At 33.1% G+C, this 14,836-nt stretch carries 16 protein-coding genes and 2 pseudogenes; 14 read left to right on the top strand and 4 right to left on the bottom strand.

From position 1 onward, the window contains the following. Window positions 1-54 precede the first annotated feature (54 nt). The 4 genes from hag to BUC25_RS19865 all read left to right on the top strand — a co-directional run bounded on the left by hag (window position 55) and on the right by BUC25_RS19865 (window position 3,517). A complete protein-coding gene (hag, locus tag BUC25_RS07115; protein WP_073201148.1) occupies window positions 55-894 on the top strand; it encodes a flagellin Hag in 840 nt (279 codons plus the stop codon). Window positions 895-988: 94 nt separating this feature from the next. Further along, window positions 989-1,606, top strand: coding sequence for a DUF8042 domain-containing protein (locus BUC25_RS07110; RefSeq protein ID WP_139251788.1), 618 nt, complete (start codon window positions 989-991; stop codon window positions 1,604-1,606). Then, window positions 1,596-3,410 (top strand): motility associated factor glycosyltransferase family protein, encoded by a 1,815-nt coding sequence (locus BUC25_RS07105; RefSeq protein WP_073201144.1) that lies wholly within the window; start codon window positions 1,596-1,598, stop codon window positions 3,408-3,410. The genes BUC25_RS07110 and BUC25_RS07105 overlap by 11 nt, the downstream gene beginning before the upstream one ends. After that, complete coding sequence (locus BUC25_RS19865; protein ID WP_073201141.1) at window positions 3,407-3,517, top strand: GDP-mannose 4,6-dehydratase; 111 nt, start codon at window positions 3,407-3,409, stop codon at window positions 3,515-3,517. The genes BUC25_RS07105 and BUC25_RS19865 overlap by 4 nt, the downstream gene beginning before the upstream one ends. Window positions 3,518-3,573: 56 nt before the next feature. Here the strand turns inward: BUC25_RS19865 and BUC25_RS19860 are convergent, their stop codons facing one another. After that, on the bottom strand, window positions 3,574-3,822 hold the full coding sequence (locus tag BUC25_RS19860) for an NAD-dependent epimerase/dehydratase family protein (protein WP_425292869.1): 249 nt from the start codon (window positions 3,820-3,822) through the stop codon (window positions 3,574-3,576). A gap of 57 nt (window positions 3,823-3,879) precedes the next feature. Between BUC25_RS19860 and BUC25_RS19855 the strand changes: the two genes are divergently transcribed. From BUC25_RS19855 to fliT, 6 genes and pseudogenes are all read left to right on the top strand, one after another. Continuing rightward, window positions 3,880-4,095, top strand: a complete 216-nt coding sequence (locus tag BUC25_RS19855; protein ID WP_073201139.1) for a GDP-mannose 4,6-dehydratase — start codon at window positions 3,880-3,882, stop codon at window positions 4,093-4,095. A 330-nt stretch (window positions 4,096-4,425) separates the two neighbouring features. After that, window positions 4,426-6,504 carry a flagellar filament capping protein FliD gene (gene fliD / locus BUC25_RS07085; protein ID WP_244535150.1) on the top strand — a complete coding sequence of 693 codons (2,079 nt, stop codon included), beginning with the start codon at window positions 4,426-4,428 and terminating at the stop codon, window positions 6,502-6,504. A gap of 24 nt (window positions 6,505-6,528) precedes the next feature. Then, window positions 6,529-6,705 carry a YjfB family protein gene (locus BUC25_RS07080; protein ID WP_073201138.1) on the top strand — a complete coding sequence of 59 codons (177 nt, stop codon included), beginning with the start codon at window positions 6,529-6,531 and terminating at the stop codon, window positions 6,703-6,705. A gap of 311 nt (window positions 6,706-7,016) precedes the next feature. Next, window positions 7,017-7,229, top strand: a pseudogene (locus BUC25_RS19685) (flagellar protein FlaG); the annotation flags it as partial. Then, window positions 7,221-7,676 carry a flagellar export chaperone FliS gene (gene fliS / locus BUC25_RS07070; RefSeq protein WP_342039389.1) on the top strand — a complete coding sequence of 152 codons (456 nt, stop codon included), beginning with the start codon at window positions 7,221-7,223 and terminating at the stop codon, window positions 7,674-7,676. The pseudogene BUC25_RS19685 and the gene fliS, both read left to right, overlap by 9 nt. After that, window positions 7,676-8,029, top strand: coding sequence for a flagellar protein FliT (fliT, locus tag BUC25_RS07065; protein WP_073201136.1), 354 nt, complete (start codon window positions 7,676-7,678; stop codon window positions 8,027-8,029). The genes fliS and fliT overlap by 1 nt, the downstream gene beginning before the upstream one ends. 343 nt (window positions 8,030-8,372) lie before the next feature. Here fliT and BUC25_RS19850 read toward each other — a convergent pair whose 3' ends face one another. The 3 genes from BUC25_RS19850 to BUC25_RS07050 form a co-directional block, all read right to left on the bottom strand. After that, entirely contained in the window at window positions 8,373-9,200 is an 828-nt protein-coding gene (locus tag BUC25_RS19850; protein WP_073201134.1) for a glycosyltransferase family 2 protein, read from the bottom strand. After that, window positions 9,194-9,655: a glycosyltransferase family 2 protein gene (locus BUC25_RS19845; RefSeq protein WP_073201132.1), complete on the bottom strand. Its 462-nt coding sequence runs from the start codon at window positions 9,653-9,655 to the stop codon at window positions 9,194-9,196. The genes BUC25_RS19850 and BUC25_RS19845 overlap by 7 nt, the downstream gene beginning before the upstream one ends. Window positions 9,656-10,178: 523 nt before the next feature. Next, a complete protein-coding gene (locus tag BUC25_RS07050) occupies window positions 10,179-10,940 on the bottom strand; it encodes an EAL domain-containing protein (protein WP_073201130.1) in 762 nt (253 codons plus the stop codon). 271 nt (window positions 10,941-11,211) lie between these two features. Between BUC25_RS07050 and BUC25_RS07045 the strand changes: the two genes are divergently transcribed. From BUC25_RS07045 to BUC25_RS07030, 4 genes and pseudogenes are all read left to right on the top strand, one after another. Continuing rightward, entirely contained in the window at window positions 11,212-11,691 is a 480-nt protein-coding gene (locus BUC25_RS07045) for a hypothetical protein (protein WP_073201128.1), read from the top strand. A gap of 15 nt (window positions 11,692-11,706) precedes the next feature. Beyond that, window positions 11,707-12,003: pseudogene (locus BUC25_RS19840) on the top strand (DUF5667 domain-containing protein); the annotation flags it as partial. Window positions 12,004-12,858: 855 nt separating this feature from the next. Beyond that, complete coding sequence (gene sigI / locus BUC25_RS07035; protein WP_073201123.1) at window positions 12,859-13,581, top strand: RNA polymerase sigma-I factor; 723 nt, start codon at window positions 12,859-12,861, stop codon at window positions 13,579-13,581. Further along, window positions 13,563-14,792: an anti-sigma-I factor RsgI family protein gene (locus tag BUC25_RS07030; protein WP_073201121.1), complete on the top strand. Its 1,230-nt coding sequence runs from the start codon at window positions 13,563-13,565 to the stop codon at window positions 14,790-14,792. The genes sigI and BUC25_RS07030 overlap by 19 nt, the downstream gene beginning before the upstream one ends. Window positions 14,793-14,836 lie beyond the last annotated feature (44 nt).

The raw sequence follows: 14,836 nt of genomic DNA, 5'->3' as shown, positions 1-14,836 counted from the left end.
AGTATGCACCACAAGGATGTGGAAAATTACAATTCTCAAGGAGGAACAATACTTATGATTATTAATCACAATATCCCAGCGATGAATACACATCGTCAAATGGGTATCAACCAAAACAACATGCAATCTTCAATGGAGAAATTATCTTCAGGTCTTCGTATTAACCGTGCCGGAGATGACGCAGCAGGCCTTGCAATTTCTGAGAAAATGCGTGGACAAATTCGCGGTTTAGATCAAGCCAGCCGTAACGCACAAGATGGTATTTCTTTAATTCAAACTGCTGAAGGTGCATTACAAGAAACACATTCAATCTTACAACGTATGCGTGAATTATCTGTTCAGTCTGCTAACGATACAAACACAGCTACTGATCGTGGTGAGTTACAAAAAGAACTTGATGCGTTAACTGAGGAAATTGATCGTATTGCAAACAATACTGAATTTAACACGCAAGAATTACTTAATGGAAATTTATCTGGATCAGGCAGTGCTCTTAAATTCCAAATCGGTGCAAACTCTGGACAAAATATTTCGCTTGAAATCAATTCGATGACTGCATCTGGATTAGGAGTAAGTGGTTCTGGTGGTGGAGGTCTTGATATTAGTTCACAAAGTGGTGCTGATAGTGCAATTACAGTTATTAATACTGCAATTGAAACAGTTTCTGCAGAACGTTCTGAACTTGGTGCGGTTCAAAATCGTTTAGAGCATACTATTAGTAATCTAGACAATTCATCTGAAAACCTATCTGCTGCTGAATCTCGTATCCGTGACGTAGATATGGCAAAAGAAATGATGAATATGACAAAAGCAAATATTCTATCACAAGCATCACAATCTATGCTAGCTCAAGCAAATCAACAACCACAAGCAGTACTACAATTATTAGGTTAATAAATGAAAAGGTTCTGGAATTTTCCAGAACCTTTTTTTGTTTGTGGTGTTGAATTTTTAATTGGAATGCCGATATAATACATAGTAACCTATAATGGTGGAGGTACTTATGAAGATAATTTTAAATGATGAAGAACAAATAATTAAACAAACGGTTGAAAAAAAACAAGGGATCATCGAAACTATCGATAAATTAGTGGATGGCAATATTCTTAGTCATATTATAATTAATGATTACCCTATTTATATTGAGATAGAAGATTACATTGATCGACACTTAAATGACATAGAAAAAATTCAGATAATTACTAAAACAAAAAGTGAATTTGTCAATGACACACTATTAACCGCTGAAAATTATTTAGAACACGGAATAAATGCGATAGAACACTTAGCTGATCAATTTTATCAAACCCCAACCCAAGAAGATTGGAACCAATTTAAAAATTTCACAGATGGATTGAACTGGATAAATAATGTGATACTTAATATTGATTCTTTAAAAGAACGACCAAGTAATTGGAATGACTACGTAAAGATATACCATGATTTAGAAAATGGCGTAAGAGAATTAGCAGAAGCTGTGGAAGGAAATGATGAAATACTGATAGCTGATATTATTAATTATGAAATAAAATCTATATATGAAAAACTTAATAAATTGATCACAACAACTATCGATACTGAAGGATGTCGACCAAATGCTAATTGATAATAAAAACTACCTACGATTACACAATCGTGATTTGTTAAATATTTTAAATCGAGTTGAAATTAATAGTGAAGATACTAAAATAGAAAAGTCAAAAACAGGTGAGCTTACCTTAAAAATGTTTCATCGAAATGTTTTTAAATATGTGCATAGTAAATATGATCCCATACGAGAAATGAGTAGACTAGTCGATCAATTTGAACTAGAAGAAGGTAAAAAACATATCCTATTATTTGGTTTAGGATTAGGATATCATTATACTTCTTTAAAAGAAAAGTTTCCAGATGTAACTTTCACAGTATATGAACCAAGTGAAGAAGTATTAGCTAGTATTTTAGGTTCACTTTCACTCAAAGAACTCTTTGGAAATGAAGCTATAAAGATATTAACAAATCGAACAATAAACCAAGAGTTAAGGACATTATTACAAACCTATAATAATCAATTACAAATTTTTACCTTACCATTTTATGAAAAATTATATAAACAAGAATTAAATGATTTATATCAATATATGGTTGACCATTTAAAAAATAAAAAAAGCACATTAGTAACAAATGTTTCTTTTCAAAAAAGATGGACGTTAAATGCTGTGAAAAATTTACCGAAAATTATTAATACACCAAACGTCTTAAAAGATATTGATAAATCTCAATTTGAAGATAAACCGGCAATTATTGTATCAGCAGGTCCTAGTCTAGATTTTGAATATGAAAATTTAAGAAAGATAAAAGAAAAGGGATTAGCGTACATCTTTTCAGTTGGTTCATCCATAAATTCGTTAATCGAACATGGAATATACCCAGATGCAGCTTGTACTTATGATCCAACAGAACGAAATCAAATTGTTTTTGAAAAACTTAAAGCAAAACAAATCAGAGATATACCATTAATTTTTGGAAGCACTGTAGGATATGAAACAATTGAGGATTATCCAGGTGAAATGTTTCATATGATCACATCCCAAGATACCATTACACCTTTTCTGTTAAACGAAAAAGAAGATTTGGAAATAGTAATTGACGCTCCGTCAATTGCAGTAGTCACTTTCCAATTATTGGCCAATTTAGGTTTTCGAAAAGTTATATTAGTAGGGCAAAATTTAGCTTATGATAATAATAAGTCATATGCTAGCGGTATAGAGTATGGTGGAGAGATAAATGATAATAAGTTGATCTCTGTAGAAAATGTCAATGGTGAAACGGTATATACTGAAGAAGGCTTTGATAGAATGAGGAAACAATTAGAATTATATATTAATAGTACTACAAACGTTGAGGTATATAATACTACTGTAAATGGTGCAAAGATCAAAGGCACTGTATTTCTTAGATTAGAAGACGTCATTCAAAAATATTTAAACAAAAAAGAAGTTGATAACAACTGGTTGAATAATATAAAACAGGAGAATGCTCAATTCGATGTTTTATCGTATAAAAACCAGCTTTATAAGAGTAAAATGGAATTGGGAAAAATAACGAAGGAATTATTGGAGATAATACAGCAATGCAATGAAATACCGCGCAGCAATTCAATTCAAATAGAAAATAAACTGATTAGATTTGATAAATATTTCAAAAAAATGAAGAAAAATATGTATTATAAAAATATTGTTAGTCAAATGATGAGAGTTCAAATAGAACGTCTATCAGAAGACGCCAAAGATATAAAATTAGTAAATAATATTGGAAAAAAACTTCAGTTGATCGAACTACATTTTGGTAGTTTTATTAATGAAGTATCTAATCATATTGATTTTATTGAGCCACATTTAGAAGAATCATTAGCAAAACTGAAGGAATGATAAAATTTATGAATAAAATACTAGTAACGGGCGTAGATGGTTTTATTGGCTCTCACTTAACGGAAACCATAGTTAAACAAGGTTATCAAGTCAAAGCCTTCATTTAATATAACTCCTTTAATTCTTGGGGATGGCTAGAAGATTCACCAAAGGAGATTATCGATCAAATAGAAGTGTTTAGTGGTGATATTCGCGATTCATAAGGAGTGAAAACTAAACGTGGTACAAGCTGCAAGAGTGTTAGATATTCAAAAAGTCGTACATACATCCACAAGTGAAGTTTATGGTACGGCTCACTAGCGATTTGAGAAATGATCGTAGGGATTACTGCCCTTGCTGATTGCCTTGGTCCATAAGTATTGAATGGTCTAATAATAGCAACAGGTGTATCAAACGACGCATGAAAAGACATCGTTAACTGATCCGCACCTATTTTCGAAGCAGAATAAGGTCATTGACCTTGTAATGGATGACCCTCATCAATTGGAACATATTTAGAAAAGAAACAATAAAATTAGGTTCTATCCATCCAACAAGAGATTTTAATTATATAGAAGATACGGTAAATGGTTTGGTTGCTATGTTGAATAGTGATAAAGCAATTGGCGAAGTCATTAACATTGGTAGTAATTACGAAGTGTCGATTGGTCAAACAGTAGAGTTAATTGCAGAAGTGATGAATTAGGAAATTACAATTAAAACAGATGATACACGTATAAGGCCGGAAAAAAGTGAAGTGGAAAGGCTTTGAGTAGATAATCAAAAAGTAAAACAATTGATGGGCTGGCAACCTGATTTTGCTAATGTAGATGGCTTTAAAAAAAGGTTAGCGAAAACTGCTGAGAGGATGCAATAAAATTTATATTTTATAATTTATTTAAGGTATTTAACGAATAAATTAGCTGTTTTTATAAAAGTAAGGTGTTTTTTCTAATACCCTACTATAGTGCTATTAAAGATTTGATAATAATGTCCGATAATAAAATAAACAAACTAAAAAAGGTCGTGAATATCAATGAGTGCGATGCGAGTTACTGGTATGGCCAGTGGTATGGATATCGAGTCCATGGTTAAAGACTTAATGAAAGCAGAACGTATGCCGCTTCAGAGTATGGAAAAGGAAAAGCAAGTATTAGAGTGGAAACGTGATGACTATCGGTCAATGAATACATTGTTACTTGATTTTCGTTCTGCATTAACTAACATGAAATTAACGACAAGCTATCGGTCACGACAAGTATCATCTTCTAATGAAAACGTATTGACTGCTACTGCTTCTAGTGCAGCAAGTCAAACTTCGTATGAAATGTCAGAAGTCAGCAAATTAGCAACTGCTGCTAAACTTAAAAATGATGGTGCTATTTCGGGTACTGATAAAATTGATCCAACAAAAAGTTTATGGAACGAAAACAGCAAATTAGCTACTGGAATTACTTGGTCTCAGGGAGCTATTGAAAATGAATCCATTACAGCAGATTCAAGTGGAAATCCAATTCAATTAAATGCTTCTGGAAATATTGATGCTGAAGCAATAAATGTTCGCATGAATGGTGAAGGGTATGAAGTAGTTACAGGAGTAACCCAGGCTGACTTGAGTGAGAACCAGGTGCTTTTAGACGAAGGAAATAAAACACTTACATTTGCTACTGGAGTATTGCAAGAAGGCGATGAAGTAAATGCAGAATATGCACATGACGGTTTCAATACAGATAATAAAGTATTAACGGAAGCTACGGATAGTTATAGAGTGAGTGGAAGGTCTATTGATGTTGATAGCTTTAGTTTAAGTATTAGTGATTCAGTCGATTCGAATGGCACATATACGATTGATGTAAACTCTAAAGATGGTAATACTTATGATTTAGTAGATGGTGGTAATGTTATTGGTACCATCAATACAGATACTGGTTCTGTCTCTTTTAATAATGAACTTAGCGAAGGGGCAACAATATCTGCTGAGTATCAGCAAAATTACGGTTCTTTTTCATTGGGCGCACATACTAAAGATGGGCAGACTCACAGAGACTTTTTAATTAGAGGAAACGACTCGTTAAATCAAGTGATTAGTAAAGTCAATAACTCCGATGTAGGCTTATCTATGATGTATGATTCATATACGGATCAATTAACTCTAAACCGTACTGAAACAGGTAACTTTAATACAAATGGAACAGGTAACGAGATTATAATTGACTCGAATGATTCGTTTATTTCAAATGTACTAAAATTTGATGAGGCAAATGATGGAACAAATGAAACAGGTGGGGATAATGCTGAGTTCACTCTGAATGGCTTATCAACACAAAGAACTTCGAACAATTTTCAAATAGATGGGGTTACTTTTAATTTAAAACAAACCTTTACAGCGGCTGAGGGCCCTGTTTCCATAAACGTATCTAACGACACAGAAGCAGTTTATGAAAATATTAAAAAGTTTGTGGACACATACAATACGTTGATTGATTCGATAAATTCAAAAGTGAATGAAGAATATTATCGTGACTATGATCCGTTAACAGATGATCAGAAAGAAACCTTATCAGACACACAACAAGAAGATTGGACAGAAATGGCAAAGAGTGGTCTTCTTAAAAATGATAGTATTTTGGAAAGTGGATTAACAAATATGCGTCGGGATTTTTATACTCCCGTTAATAATGCTGACTCAGGTGCATATAATCAATTAGCTGAACTTGGTATCACTACATCATCAAATTATTTAAATGGGGGTAAGTTAGAAATAAATGAGGCTAAATTAAAAGAAGCAATTGAAGAAGATCCAGATTCAGTAGAGAACCTATTTCGTGGAGACGGTGAAGAATATGGTGAGCAAGGCATCATGCGTCGTTTAACAGATACAGTAAACAAAACCATGGATCGTATAAATGAACGTGCTGGTCGTGCAACCTATACGAATGAACAATTCACAATTGGACGAAATTTAGAAGATCTTGAAGATCAAATAAGAGGCTTTGAAGATCGCTTGACTCAAGTTGAAGATCGTTATTGGAGTCAATTTACGGCAATGGAAAAAGCTATGCAACAAGCCAATCAACAATCAGCATATTTACAACAAGCTCTTGGTGGTATGTAACTATGAAAGAAAGGAGGAGCTAATATGGATGTAGCAGCAATGTCAGTTGTTATGAATCAAGCACAGGTAAAACAACAGACAAGTGTTTCATTAATGGACAAAGCGCTAGACCAGGCAGAAGCACAATCTAGTAATATGATTAAAATGCTAGAATCCTCTGTGCAGCCTCATTTAGGTAGCAACATTGATGTGAAGGGTTAGTAGTATCGTAAGGAATCTGGATGGTATATCTAGGTTCCTTCTTTTTCTTCTACTTCTAGGTTATACTATAAGAAATTCATAGTGTCTAACTTTTGACTAGAACAACTATTAATCGAAATTACACTAAAACTTTCTGTGAATCTTCCGATATTAATATAAACAACTAAATAAAGAGAGGGGATTGTCATGGAAGTTGGTGAAATGATCACTGGATCTCAACTCGTGCAAACAGAGTAGCCACTAGATTAATCCACAACTTCTAGAAAGCGATCCAATAACCATGAACTAGAAACCCAAAAGCTTTTAAACAAAAACAATTTAAAAAAGATCAACTTCTAAGTAAGGTTGAAGGTTTAAATTCATTTTTGGAATCTTCTAATACAAGTATTCGTTATGAATTACATGATAAGCTTGATCGATATTACGTTACAATAGTAAATAAAGAAACAGATGAAGTAGTTAACGAAATTCCACCTCACAAGCTTTTAGGTGCCTATGCATCAATAGTAGAATTAATGGGATTTATTGTTGACGAAAAATTGCAAGGAATAACAATGGAGGAGCGCTCACTTATGGCTTATCAACAATATCAAGCATATCAAAACAACTCAGTCAACACTGCATCACCAGGTGAATTAACATTAATGTTATATAATGGTTGCTTGAAATTTATTAAGCATGCGAAAAAAGCGATAGAAGAGAAAGACTATCAGAATAAAAATATAATGATTCAGAAAACACAAGACATTGTTAGAGAGTTAATGGTTACCTTAGATCAAAATACTCCAATTACTAAGGAAATTATGCCATTATATGATTATGTATATCATGCTCTCACACAAGCGAATATACACAATGATCTAGAGCAATTGGAGCAAGCACGCAGTATATTAGAGGATTTTCGTAACACGTGGAAAGAAGTCATTAAAAAAGAAAGAATTCGTCAACACGGACAAGGTGTCAATGCTTAATGGATGCATTAAAAGATTACATTCAAAAAACAGAGGTCATGTTGCAAATATTATCTCAACCATTAAACAATGACAAACGTGAAAGAGCAATTAGCGAAGTTACTGAAATAATAGAAGAACGAGAAGCACTAACTAAGAAAATTAAACCACCTTTTTCGAGAGAAGATCGTGAATTGGGCAAAACAGCAATCTCATTGGATCAAAAATTAGATCAAGAATTAAAAACAGTCTTTCAACATCTAAAAAAAGATATGCGAAATGCCAAAAAACAATCTCGTTCTAACAATTCTTATTTAAATCCATATAAAAGTATTGCACATTATGATGGAAAATTTCTTGACTCCAAAAAATAAGCACTTATCGAAGTGCTTATTTTGCAACATGGGGACGGAGCAACTGTTTCATTAACACATAGTAAGTTGCACAAGTTATCCGAACAAACTATGATATTTTGTAACATTGAGATATGTATGAAGACGAGCATCACTTCAACTTCAAAATTTTTGTAAGAAAATCAGCAAAAAGATGTCTTTTCTAATATACAGTCTTACAAATTAAGGTACAGCACTGTATAGTTTCAATGTATTTGGATTTCTATCAAATATCGTATAAATTGCCCGATTAATAACAAAAGAAGGAGAAACAGATGGTAACTTCTTGAGTAGACTCACTTATTATTTTAACATCACAATTAGGTCAAAGCCATTGTAACAAGGAGGCCGAAGTAGAGAAATAATTTATATTTTTTGACTTATTTAAATTGAAAAAACTAGTTCCATCTGCTCCCCATGCCGACTTTCTATCCTGCTTTTCCTTCTGATTAAACCGCTTTGTCTTATACCAAGTAACTTCCTGTCTGAAAATCACTCGCTTTAATTCGATAAAAGCAGCATAGACTACTAAAAATAACCACATTTGTGAATACGTAAAATACATTAATATCACAGTTAAGACATTTTTCTTTGTTAATTGTTTTTTTTCAAAATTCAAAGCCAACAGCTCTTCAATGATAAATAATAAAAAACCAGAAATTAATAAGAGATATGAAACAAGGCCAACAGATAATTGAACACCAAAAATAAGACTGGCTAGAAATAGAGCATGTGATAAAATTACGCCTCCAAAAAAGAACACATAGGTGAACATGAAATAAATTAAATCAAGTCCGACTTTTTTATGTTTTAGTTTGAAAAAGAGGAAGAAAAACTTAAAAATAACATAAAGGTTGCCTCGTGCCCAGCGTGTACGTTGTCGCCACCATACTTTTATAGTTTCTGGTTCCTGTTCCCATGTGATAGCATTAGGGAAGAAGCGGATGTGATAGCCTAAGTCATAGATGCGAAAGCTTAGTTCGGTATCCTCGGATAAGGCTTTTTCATCCCATCCGCCCAGTTCTTCTAAGACAGACTTACGTACAGCAAAATTGGTGCCGGGAATAGTAGCAAGCTTAAACCAAAACCATCTGCCAGCCTGTGCTAACCATTGAAAGGTTAAGGTCTCGATATTAATTAACCTCGTTAACAATTTTTGTTTGCATTTAAGACACGGAATTTTCCAACAATAGCTCCTGCTTTTGGATCATTCACTAATCCGAGCACAAGCCAATACACTGAATCGGCTTCAGGAGTGTTGTCTGCATCATAGACACAAATGACCTCCCCAGTAGAATGAGCTAAACCATTGTTAAGTGCAGCTGATTTCCCTTTTCCACCATTGGGAGGTTTTGTGTGAATGACTTGGATGTAAGGAAATCGCTTAGCGTATGCTTCACAAATTTCACCGGTACGGTCATTGGAATTGTCATTAATCACTAGTACCTGCAATTGTTGCGTAGGATATCTTAAATTACTCATTGCTTCTAAAGTGTCTTCGATCACCATTTCTTCATTGTGAGCAGGGATCGGAATGCTAACCGAAGGATAATATGGTAGATTTCGTTGCCATTGTTCGGCGGTTTCCTTATAACGGGTAGATAGCAAATAACCGCCTTGCATTCACGTGGATAGGACCAAAGTTATATAATATGCATAAACAAATAATCATAAAAGGCATAATTAAGCAAAAACGTTTCATATAAGATCACTCCGATTCTTAATATGTTCTATATAAAGATCAATACTACATTTATAAATCGAACGCAAGCTTTTTTTAGTTTAAAATACCTAATCCTTTCATAATGGGTATGTAAATAGGTTCTATTGTTATGTGATTATATTAGTAATTCATGTGTTGTTAGGTCTATTTAGAATCTGAAACAAGTCAAATATAGCTAAATAAGAGCATTTTATGTATGTTATGTAGTTCTATTGATATATATGTAATTTATAACTTAGTTGTTAGATGGTTAAAGTATTAATTGAAAGAGAGAAGATAAGTGTAACTTTTAAGGAAGATACTTGCGCTTGAAAGAATAGGTTGCGTATACTTTCAAGCGAGCAATCTATTTTGTATTTATGTAGATTTAGTTATTTCAAGCCTTAGCAGCAAATGAATACTAGTATATTAATTCTCAGTCATTCGATGATCTTCTTCGTATTTTTTTATTACTTCAAGCGGTTCAGGTCTCGCTAATAGGAAGCCTTGTACAATCGAAACGCCAATTTTTTTAGCCATTTCTAAATCCTCAGGAATTTCAATCCCTTCTAAGACAAACTTCGTATTGGTATTAAGACAATAAGTTACAATGGATCGAACCATTTCCTGCTTTCTGTTCGACTGTGCTAGATGCTTTGCAAAATAGCGATCCATCTTGACGAAATCCGGCTGTAATTCAACGATTGCTTGTAAAGAGGAGACACCTTTTCCTACATCATCAATCGCAATTAAATACCCTTGATTTTTTAATTCTTGTACACTATCACTAAAATAATCAACATTCTGGATGATTTCTGATTCATTTATTTCAATAATTACTTGGTCAGGAGTAATTTTTGTTTCATGTAACGTATGATTTAAAATTTCAGCAAATCTTTGATCTGCTAAATTAGTAGGAAAAACGTTAATTAGTATTTTTTTGTTATCAGATGGACTGGTAAGAATTGAATCATATGAATAAAGCGCTTTCTTAACAGAGCGTATCTCCAATTCAAAAAAACGGTCCGTGTGGCTTGCTTTTTCAAATAAAATCTCAGGGTTTTTAAATAGATTTGTACGTAATAATGCCTCATAACCTATGGGTGATAGAGTGTGTAGATCATATAATGCTTGAAAATGATGTTCGAATTTTTCATTATCAATTAAATCGTTAATTTTTGCAATAGACATAAACCAACCCCCTCAGAACAAATACCACTTTATGACTAATAAGCATTTAGTCTATCGGTTAAACTAATTAGTTATACCTAATATATTACATCATTAATCCTGTTTTTTCTACATAAAATGCGTAAATGGTAAAAAAATTAATAGATTCCCCCCTTTTTTTCTACATTATATTCGTATAGATAGATACAAGGGAATGCAAACATTACATCGAGTAAAGCTTAATCTCTGATTAAGCTGGAAAACTACTAAGGAATAAAATGGGGGTGAAGCGTTGAAAAAAATATACATAGGTTGTTTTTTACTCGTGTTAATCGCATGTGGTCAAGCCGAAAGTGATGCTAATAGTGTGAAAAACGCGACTAATGCTGATCAAGATACTCCACTCTATCACAATGAATTATTTCAAATTTGTGCAGTAGATGGTTGGGTTTTAGAAGAAGAAATCTCTGAAGATCAAAATGTATCTTTTAGAAATGAAAATACCAGAGTGATTATTACGACAGCAAGTAATGATCAGTCAAATGACGCATTAAAAAGTAAAATCCTCAGCTCATTTTCAAAGAAAGTAGAAGTAATTGAAGAAAATAAGAACTATTTAAGTTTAGAAACGAACCGAGATGAAAACATTCGTGGTGATCTTTATATTCATCAAGGATCAAATGGCAAAGTAGTGTTGGTATTTATGACACCTGAACAAGATTATGATCAAACAAAGATTCATACATTTAATGAAAATATAGAACTATTCTAATGGAGGAATGTTGAAATGAATATGAAAAAGTGGTTAACAATTACAACGCTTAGTGTATTTTTTGTAGGTAGCACAGCTTATGCAAATGAGAATGAAGAGGAAACAAGTATTACACCGGAAGATGAACTTTATGATACTTCGCTTCTAATTGAAGAAACTGAATTAGCATTCACAGAAGATCAGATAGAAAGAGCTCTTTTGTTAGATGAGTTTGCAGACGATCGCTTAAGTGAGATTGAAGTTTTAGTTGAAGCAGGTAATCTAGAAGAAGCTGAGACGTTGCTTGAAGAATATCAGAAATATTTAGATCGTTTGGAAAGTGAGCTTGAAGAAAAAGAAAACAACCAAGATGTAGCAGAGGAAGAAGAAGCTATTGAGGAAGATGACGAAGGCGAAGTACCTGACGAAAATGAGGAAAGTACAGAAGAAGAGCAGGAAGAATCAACAGAAGATCAAGATGAAAATGAACAAGCAGAAGATGAACTTAGAGAAAATGCTAAACAACGAACCATTAAATTGCAAGCACTATTGGAGCGCGAAGATTTACCCGAACAAGCCAAAGCTGGAATTGCTAAAGCATTAGAAAATCAAAAAAGAGCGGAAGAAAATTATCTTCGTGCTAAAGGAAAAGAAGATGAAGAAGGACAAGAAGAAAATCAAGAAAAAGAGGACGAACAAGTTGAAGAGGTAAGCTTGCCAGATGAAGATGAGTATACGGAAAATGAAGAAACATCGGAACCAGATGAATCAAAAGAAACAGACCAACCAACTGAGAAGGTAGAAAACAAAAAACAAAAGGCAGAGGAAAAAGCAGCTAAAGCACAGGAGAAAGCAGAAGAAAAACGTAAAAAAGCTGAAGAAAAGGCTGAGGAAAAAATAGAAAAAGCCCAAAAAAAGCTTGAGAAAGCTCAAGAAAAGGCTAATAAAAAAGCTGAGAAGGCTGAGGAAAAAGGAGACAAGTCAAAAGGAAAGGGAAATAATCAACAAAAGGGTCAGCAAAGATAAATTAAGCGTATAATTTTTTTCGACGAATTTCGTGATTTATCTTTACCCTTTTAAACTTATCGCGTACATTAAATATAGTATTGCTTTATCCTTCAATTTTAATTGAAGGATAAAGCTTTCTTTTTTAAGTGCTCAATAGAGAGTGGATAAGGGAGAGGGCATATGAATCCAGAAGACATCGAACATTCCATTGCAGAAATTCAAAAAGGAAATGAAGCTTTGCGTGAACAACTTATACGTTATTATCAACCATATATATTGAATGTAGTAGGACAAGTCTGTAAACAATTTAAAACATGGAATGATGATGAAGCAAGTATTGGTTTAATTGCATTTAATCGAGCAATCGATACATATAAACCTTCCAAGGGACGGACTTTTCTAAATTATGTATATTTACTTATACATCGTGAATTGATCGATTATTTTCGAAAAGAAAACAGATATAAAGAAGTTATCAGGAGCGATGGAGAACTATTAAAACCTGTAGAGGTTCAAAAATCATTTGATCAATATCTGTATGAACAAGAAGTAAGCAATATCACAGAGGAAATTATCGCATTTAATGAAGAGCTGTCATTTTTTTATATCCGATTTGGAGAATTAGAATCGTTTTGCCCAAAGCAGAAAAGATCAAGAAAAAAAGTTCTACAGATAGCTGAAGATTTTATTCAACAGTCCGATTTAATTCAGCAATTATTTCAAAAAAAACACTTTCCGATGAAAGACTTTATAAACAGGACGAGCTATCGTATAAAAGCAGTCGAAAAATATAGGAAGTATTTAATTGCAGTTATTATCATTTTATTACATCCTGAGTGGGAGAATTTACAAGCGTATGTCAGCGGGGAGAGGGAGAGGGAGAAATGGCCTATCAAAAGATAAATGGAACAGTGATGGAAGTTCAAGAGGACAAAATTGTATTATTTTGTGATGATAGCACTTTTCGCAATGTACCACGCGAGAAGGATGACGTTCCAATGGTTGGTGAGTACGTATCCTATCGAGTAAAAAATAAACGATTTCACTTTACCAAAAGTAACATAGTTCTTCCAGCTTTATCTTTGACTGTTCTGCTCATATTTTTACTGGGTAACTTCTTCTTGTCTCAACCTAGTCAACAACAGGCGTATGTTCTCGCAATCGATATTAACCCCAGTATCGAAATCTCACTAGATGAAAATTTCCATGTCATAGACGTTAGAGGACTAAACGAAGATGCACGAGATATTATTGAACAGTTAAAAATAAAGGAAAATAATATAGAGAGAGTTATCTCTAATTTGATAAAAATATTGAAAAAAGAAAACTATCTATCAGAAAATGAATCATCGATAATTAGTAGTACTTTAATTGAATTTAATACATCAGTTGGACAATCCGATACTCGAATAGAAACTGTCGAGAATGTATTCCAATTATCTATAGCTAAAGAGAAGATTGCGGCAAAATTAGATTTGAATAAAGAAAATAAACAATTTTATGAAGAGGCTACTGAGTCCCAGCTTTCAGTTAATGTCTATCGCATCTATCAAAAAATATCTGAAAAAGACAAGAAAGTTGATATGGATGAGTTTAAGGATAAATCTATTGCAGAAATACGGAAAATGACGAAACAAAATGAATCAAGTAACAAAGATTCAAAAGATACGAATGAAAATCCACCACCAACTCAAAAAATAATAGATAAAAGCAGTGAGAAAGAATCTGAAAATCCGGAATCGGGGATAGAAAAAAATCTAGAGAACAAAAGCAAGAATGCTCCGTCTAACAGTCAAAAGCAAAACAAACAAATTACTCCAAAGTCAGGAAAAAATAGTACAAATAGAAAACCTGTAGACGAAAAACAAGAAAACGTGCCGAAGAATGAAAGTGCTGAGGACACATCCTCAAAACCAGAATCAAATAGGAAACAAGAGAATGAAAAACCACAATCTACCAAAAATATAAATGGTAAAAGTGATGAAAAGAATCGCAACAAAGAAAATGAATCTGAAAATGGTCAAAAGAATAACGGAAAACCGAAACAAGAAGAACCAGATAAAGGAAAGCTAGAAGATAAAAAGCAAGAGAACCAAAAAAACAGGAGTAATTAATGCTCCTGTTTCAAAAGTAGTTAAGGGATATTGCATGTTTTCTT

It is taken from the genome of Gracilibacillus kekensis, assembly GCF_900143085.1.
Classification (GTDB): domain Bacteria; phylum Bacillota; class Bacilli; order Bacillales; family Amphibacillaceae; genus Gracilibacillus; species Gracilibacillus kekensis.
The sequence above is the reverse complement of the archived record's forward strand: the minus strand, read 5'-3'. Positions and strand labels throughout refer to the sequence as shown.

Coding starts and splice junctions, on each gene's coding strand:
- BUC25_RS07050 (WP_073201130.1), bottom strand. CDS start 10,940: ATGTCTATTGCAAAAATTAACGATTTAATTGATAATGAAAAATTCGAA.
- BUC25_RS07030 (WP_073201121.1), top strand. CDS start 13,563: ATGGCCTATCAAAAGATAAATGGAACAGTGATGGAAGTTCAAGAGGAC.
- BUC25_RS19860 (WP_425292869.1), bottom strand. CDS start 3,822: ATGTCTTTTCATGCGTCGTTTGATACACCTGTTGCTATTATTAGACCA.
- sigI (WP_073201123.1), top strand. CDS start 12,859: ATGAATCCAGAAGACATCGAACATTCCATTGCAGAAATTCAAAAAGGA.
- fliS (WP_342039389.1), top strand. CDS start 7,221: ATGGGATTTATTGTTGACGAAAAATTGCAAGGAATAACAATGGAGGAG.
- fliD (WP_244535150.1), top strand. CDS start 4,426: ATGAGTGCGATGCGAGTTACTGGTATGGCCAGTGGTATGGATATCGAG.
- hag (WP_073201148.1), top strand. CDS start 55: ATGATTATTAATCACAATATCCCAGCGATGAATACACATCGTCAAATG.
- BUC25_RS07105 (WP_073201144.1), top strand. CDS start 1,596: ATGCTAATTGATAATAAAAACTACCTACGATTACACAATCGTGATTTG.
- BUC25_RS19855 (WP_073201139.1), top strand. CDS start 3,880: ATGACCCTCATCAATTGGAACATATTTAGAAAAGAAACAATAAAATTA.
- fliT (WP_073201136.1), top strand. CDS start 7,676: ATGGATGCATTAAAAGATTACATTCAAAAAACAGAGGTCATGTTGCAA.
- BUC25_RS07110 (WP_139251788.1), top strand. CDS start 989: ATGGTGGAGGTACTTATGAAGATAATTTTAAATGATGAAGAACAAATA.
- BUC25_RS07080 (WP_073201138.1), top strand. CDS start 6,529: ATGGATGTAGCAGCAATGTCAGTTGTTATGAATCAAGCACAGGTAAAA.
- BUC25_RS19865 (WP_073201141.1), top strand. CDS start 3,407: ATGATAAAATTTATGAATAAAATACTAGTAACGGGCGTAGATGGTTTT.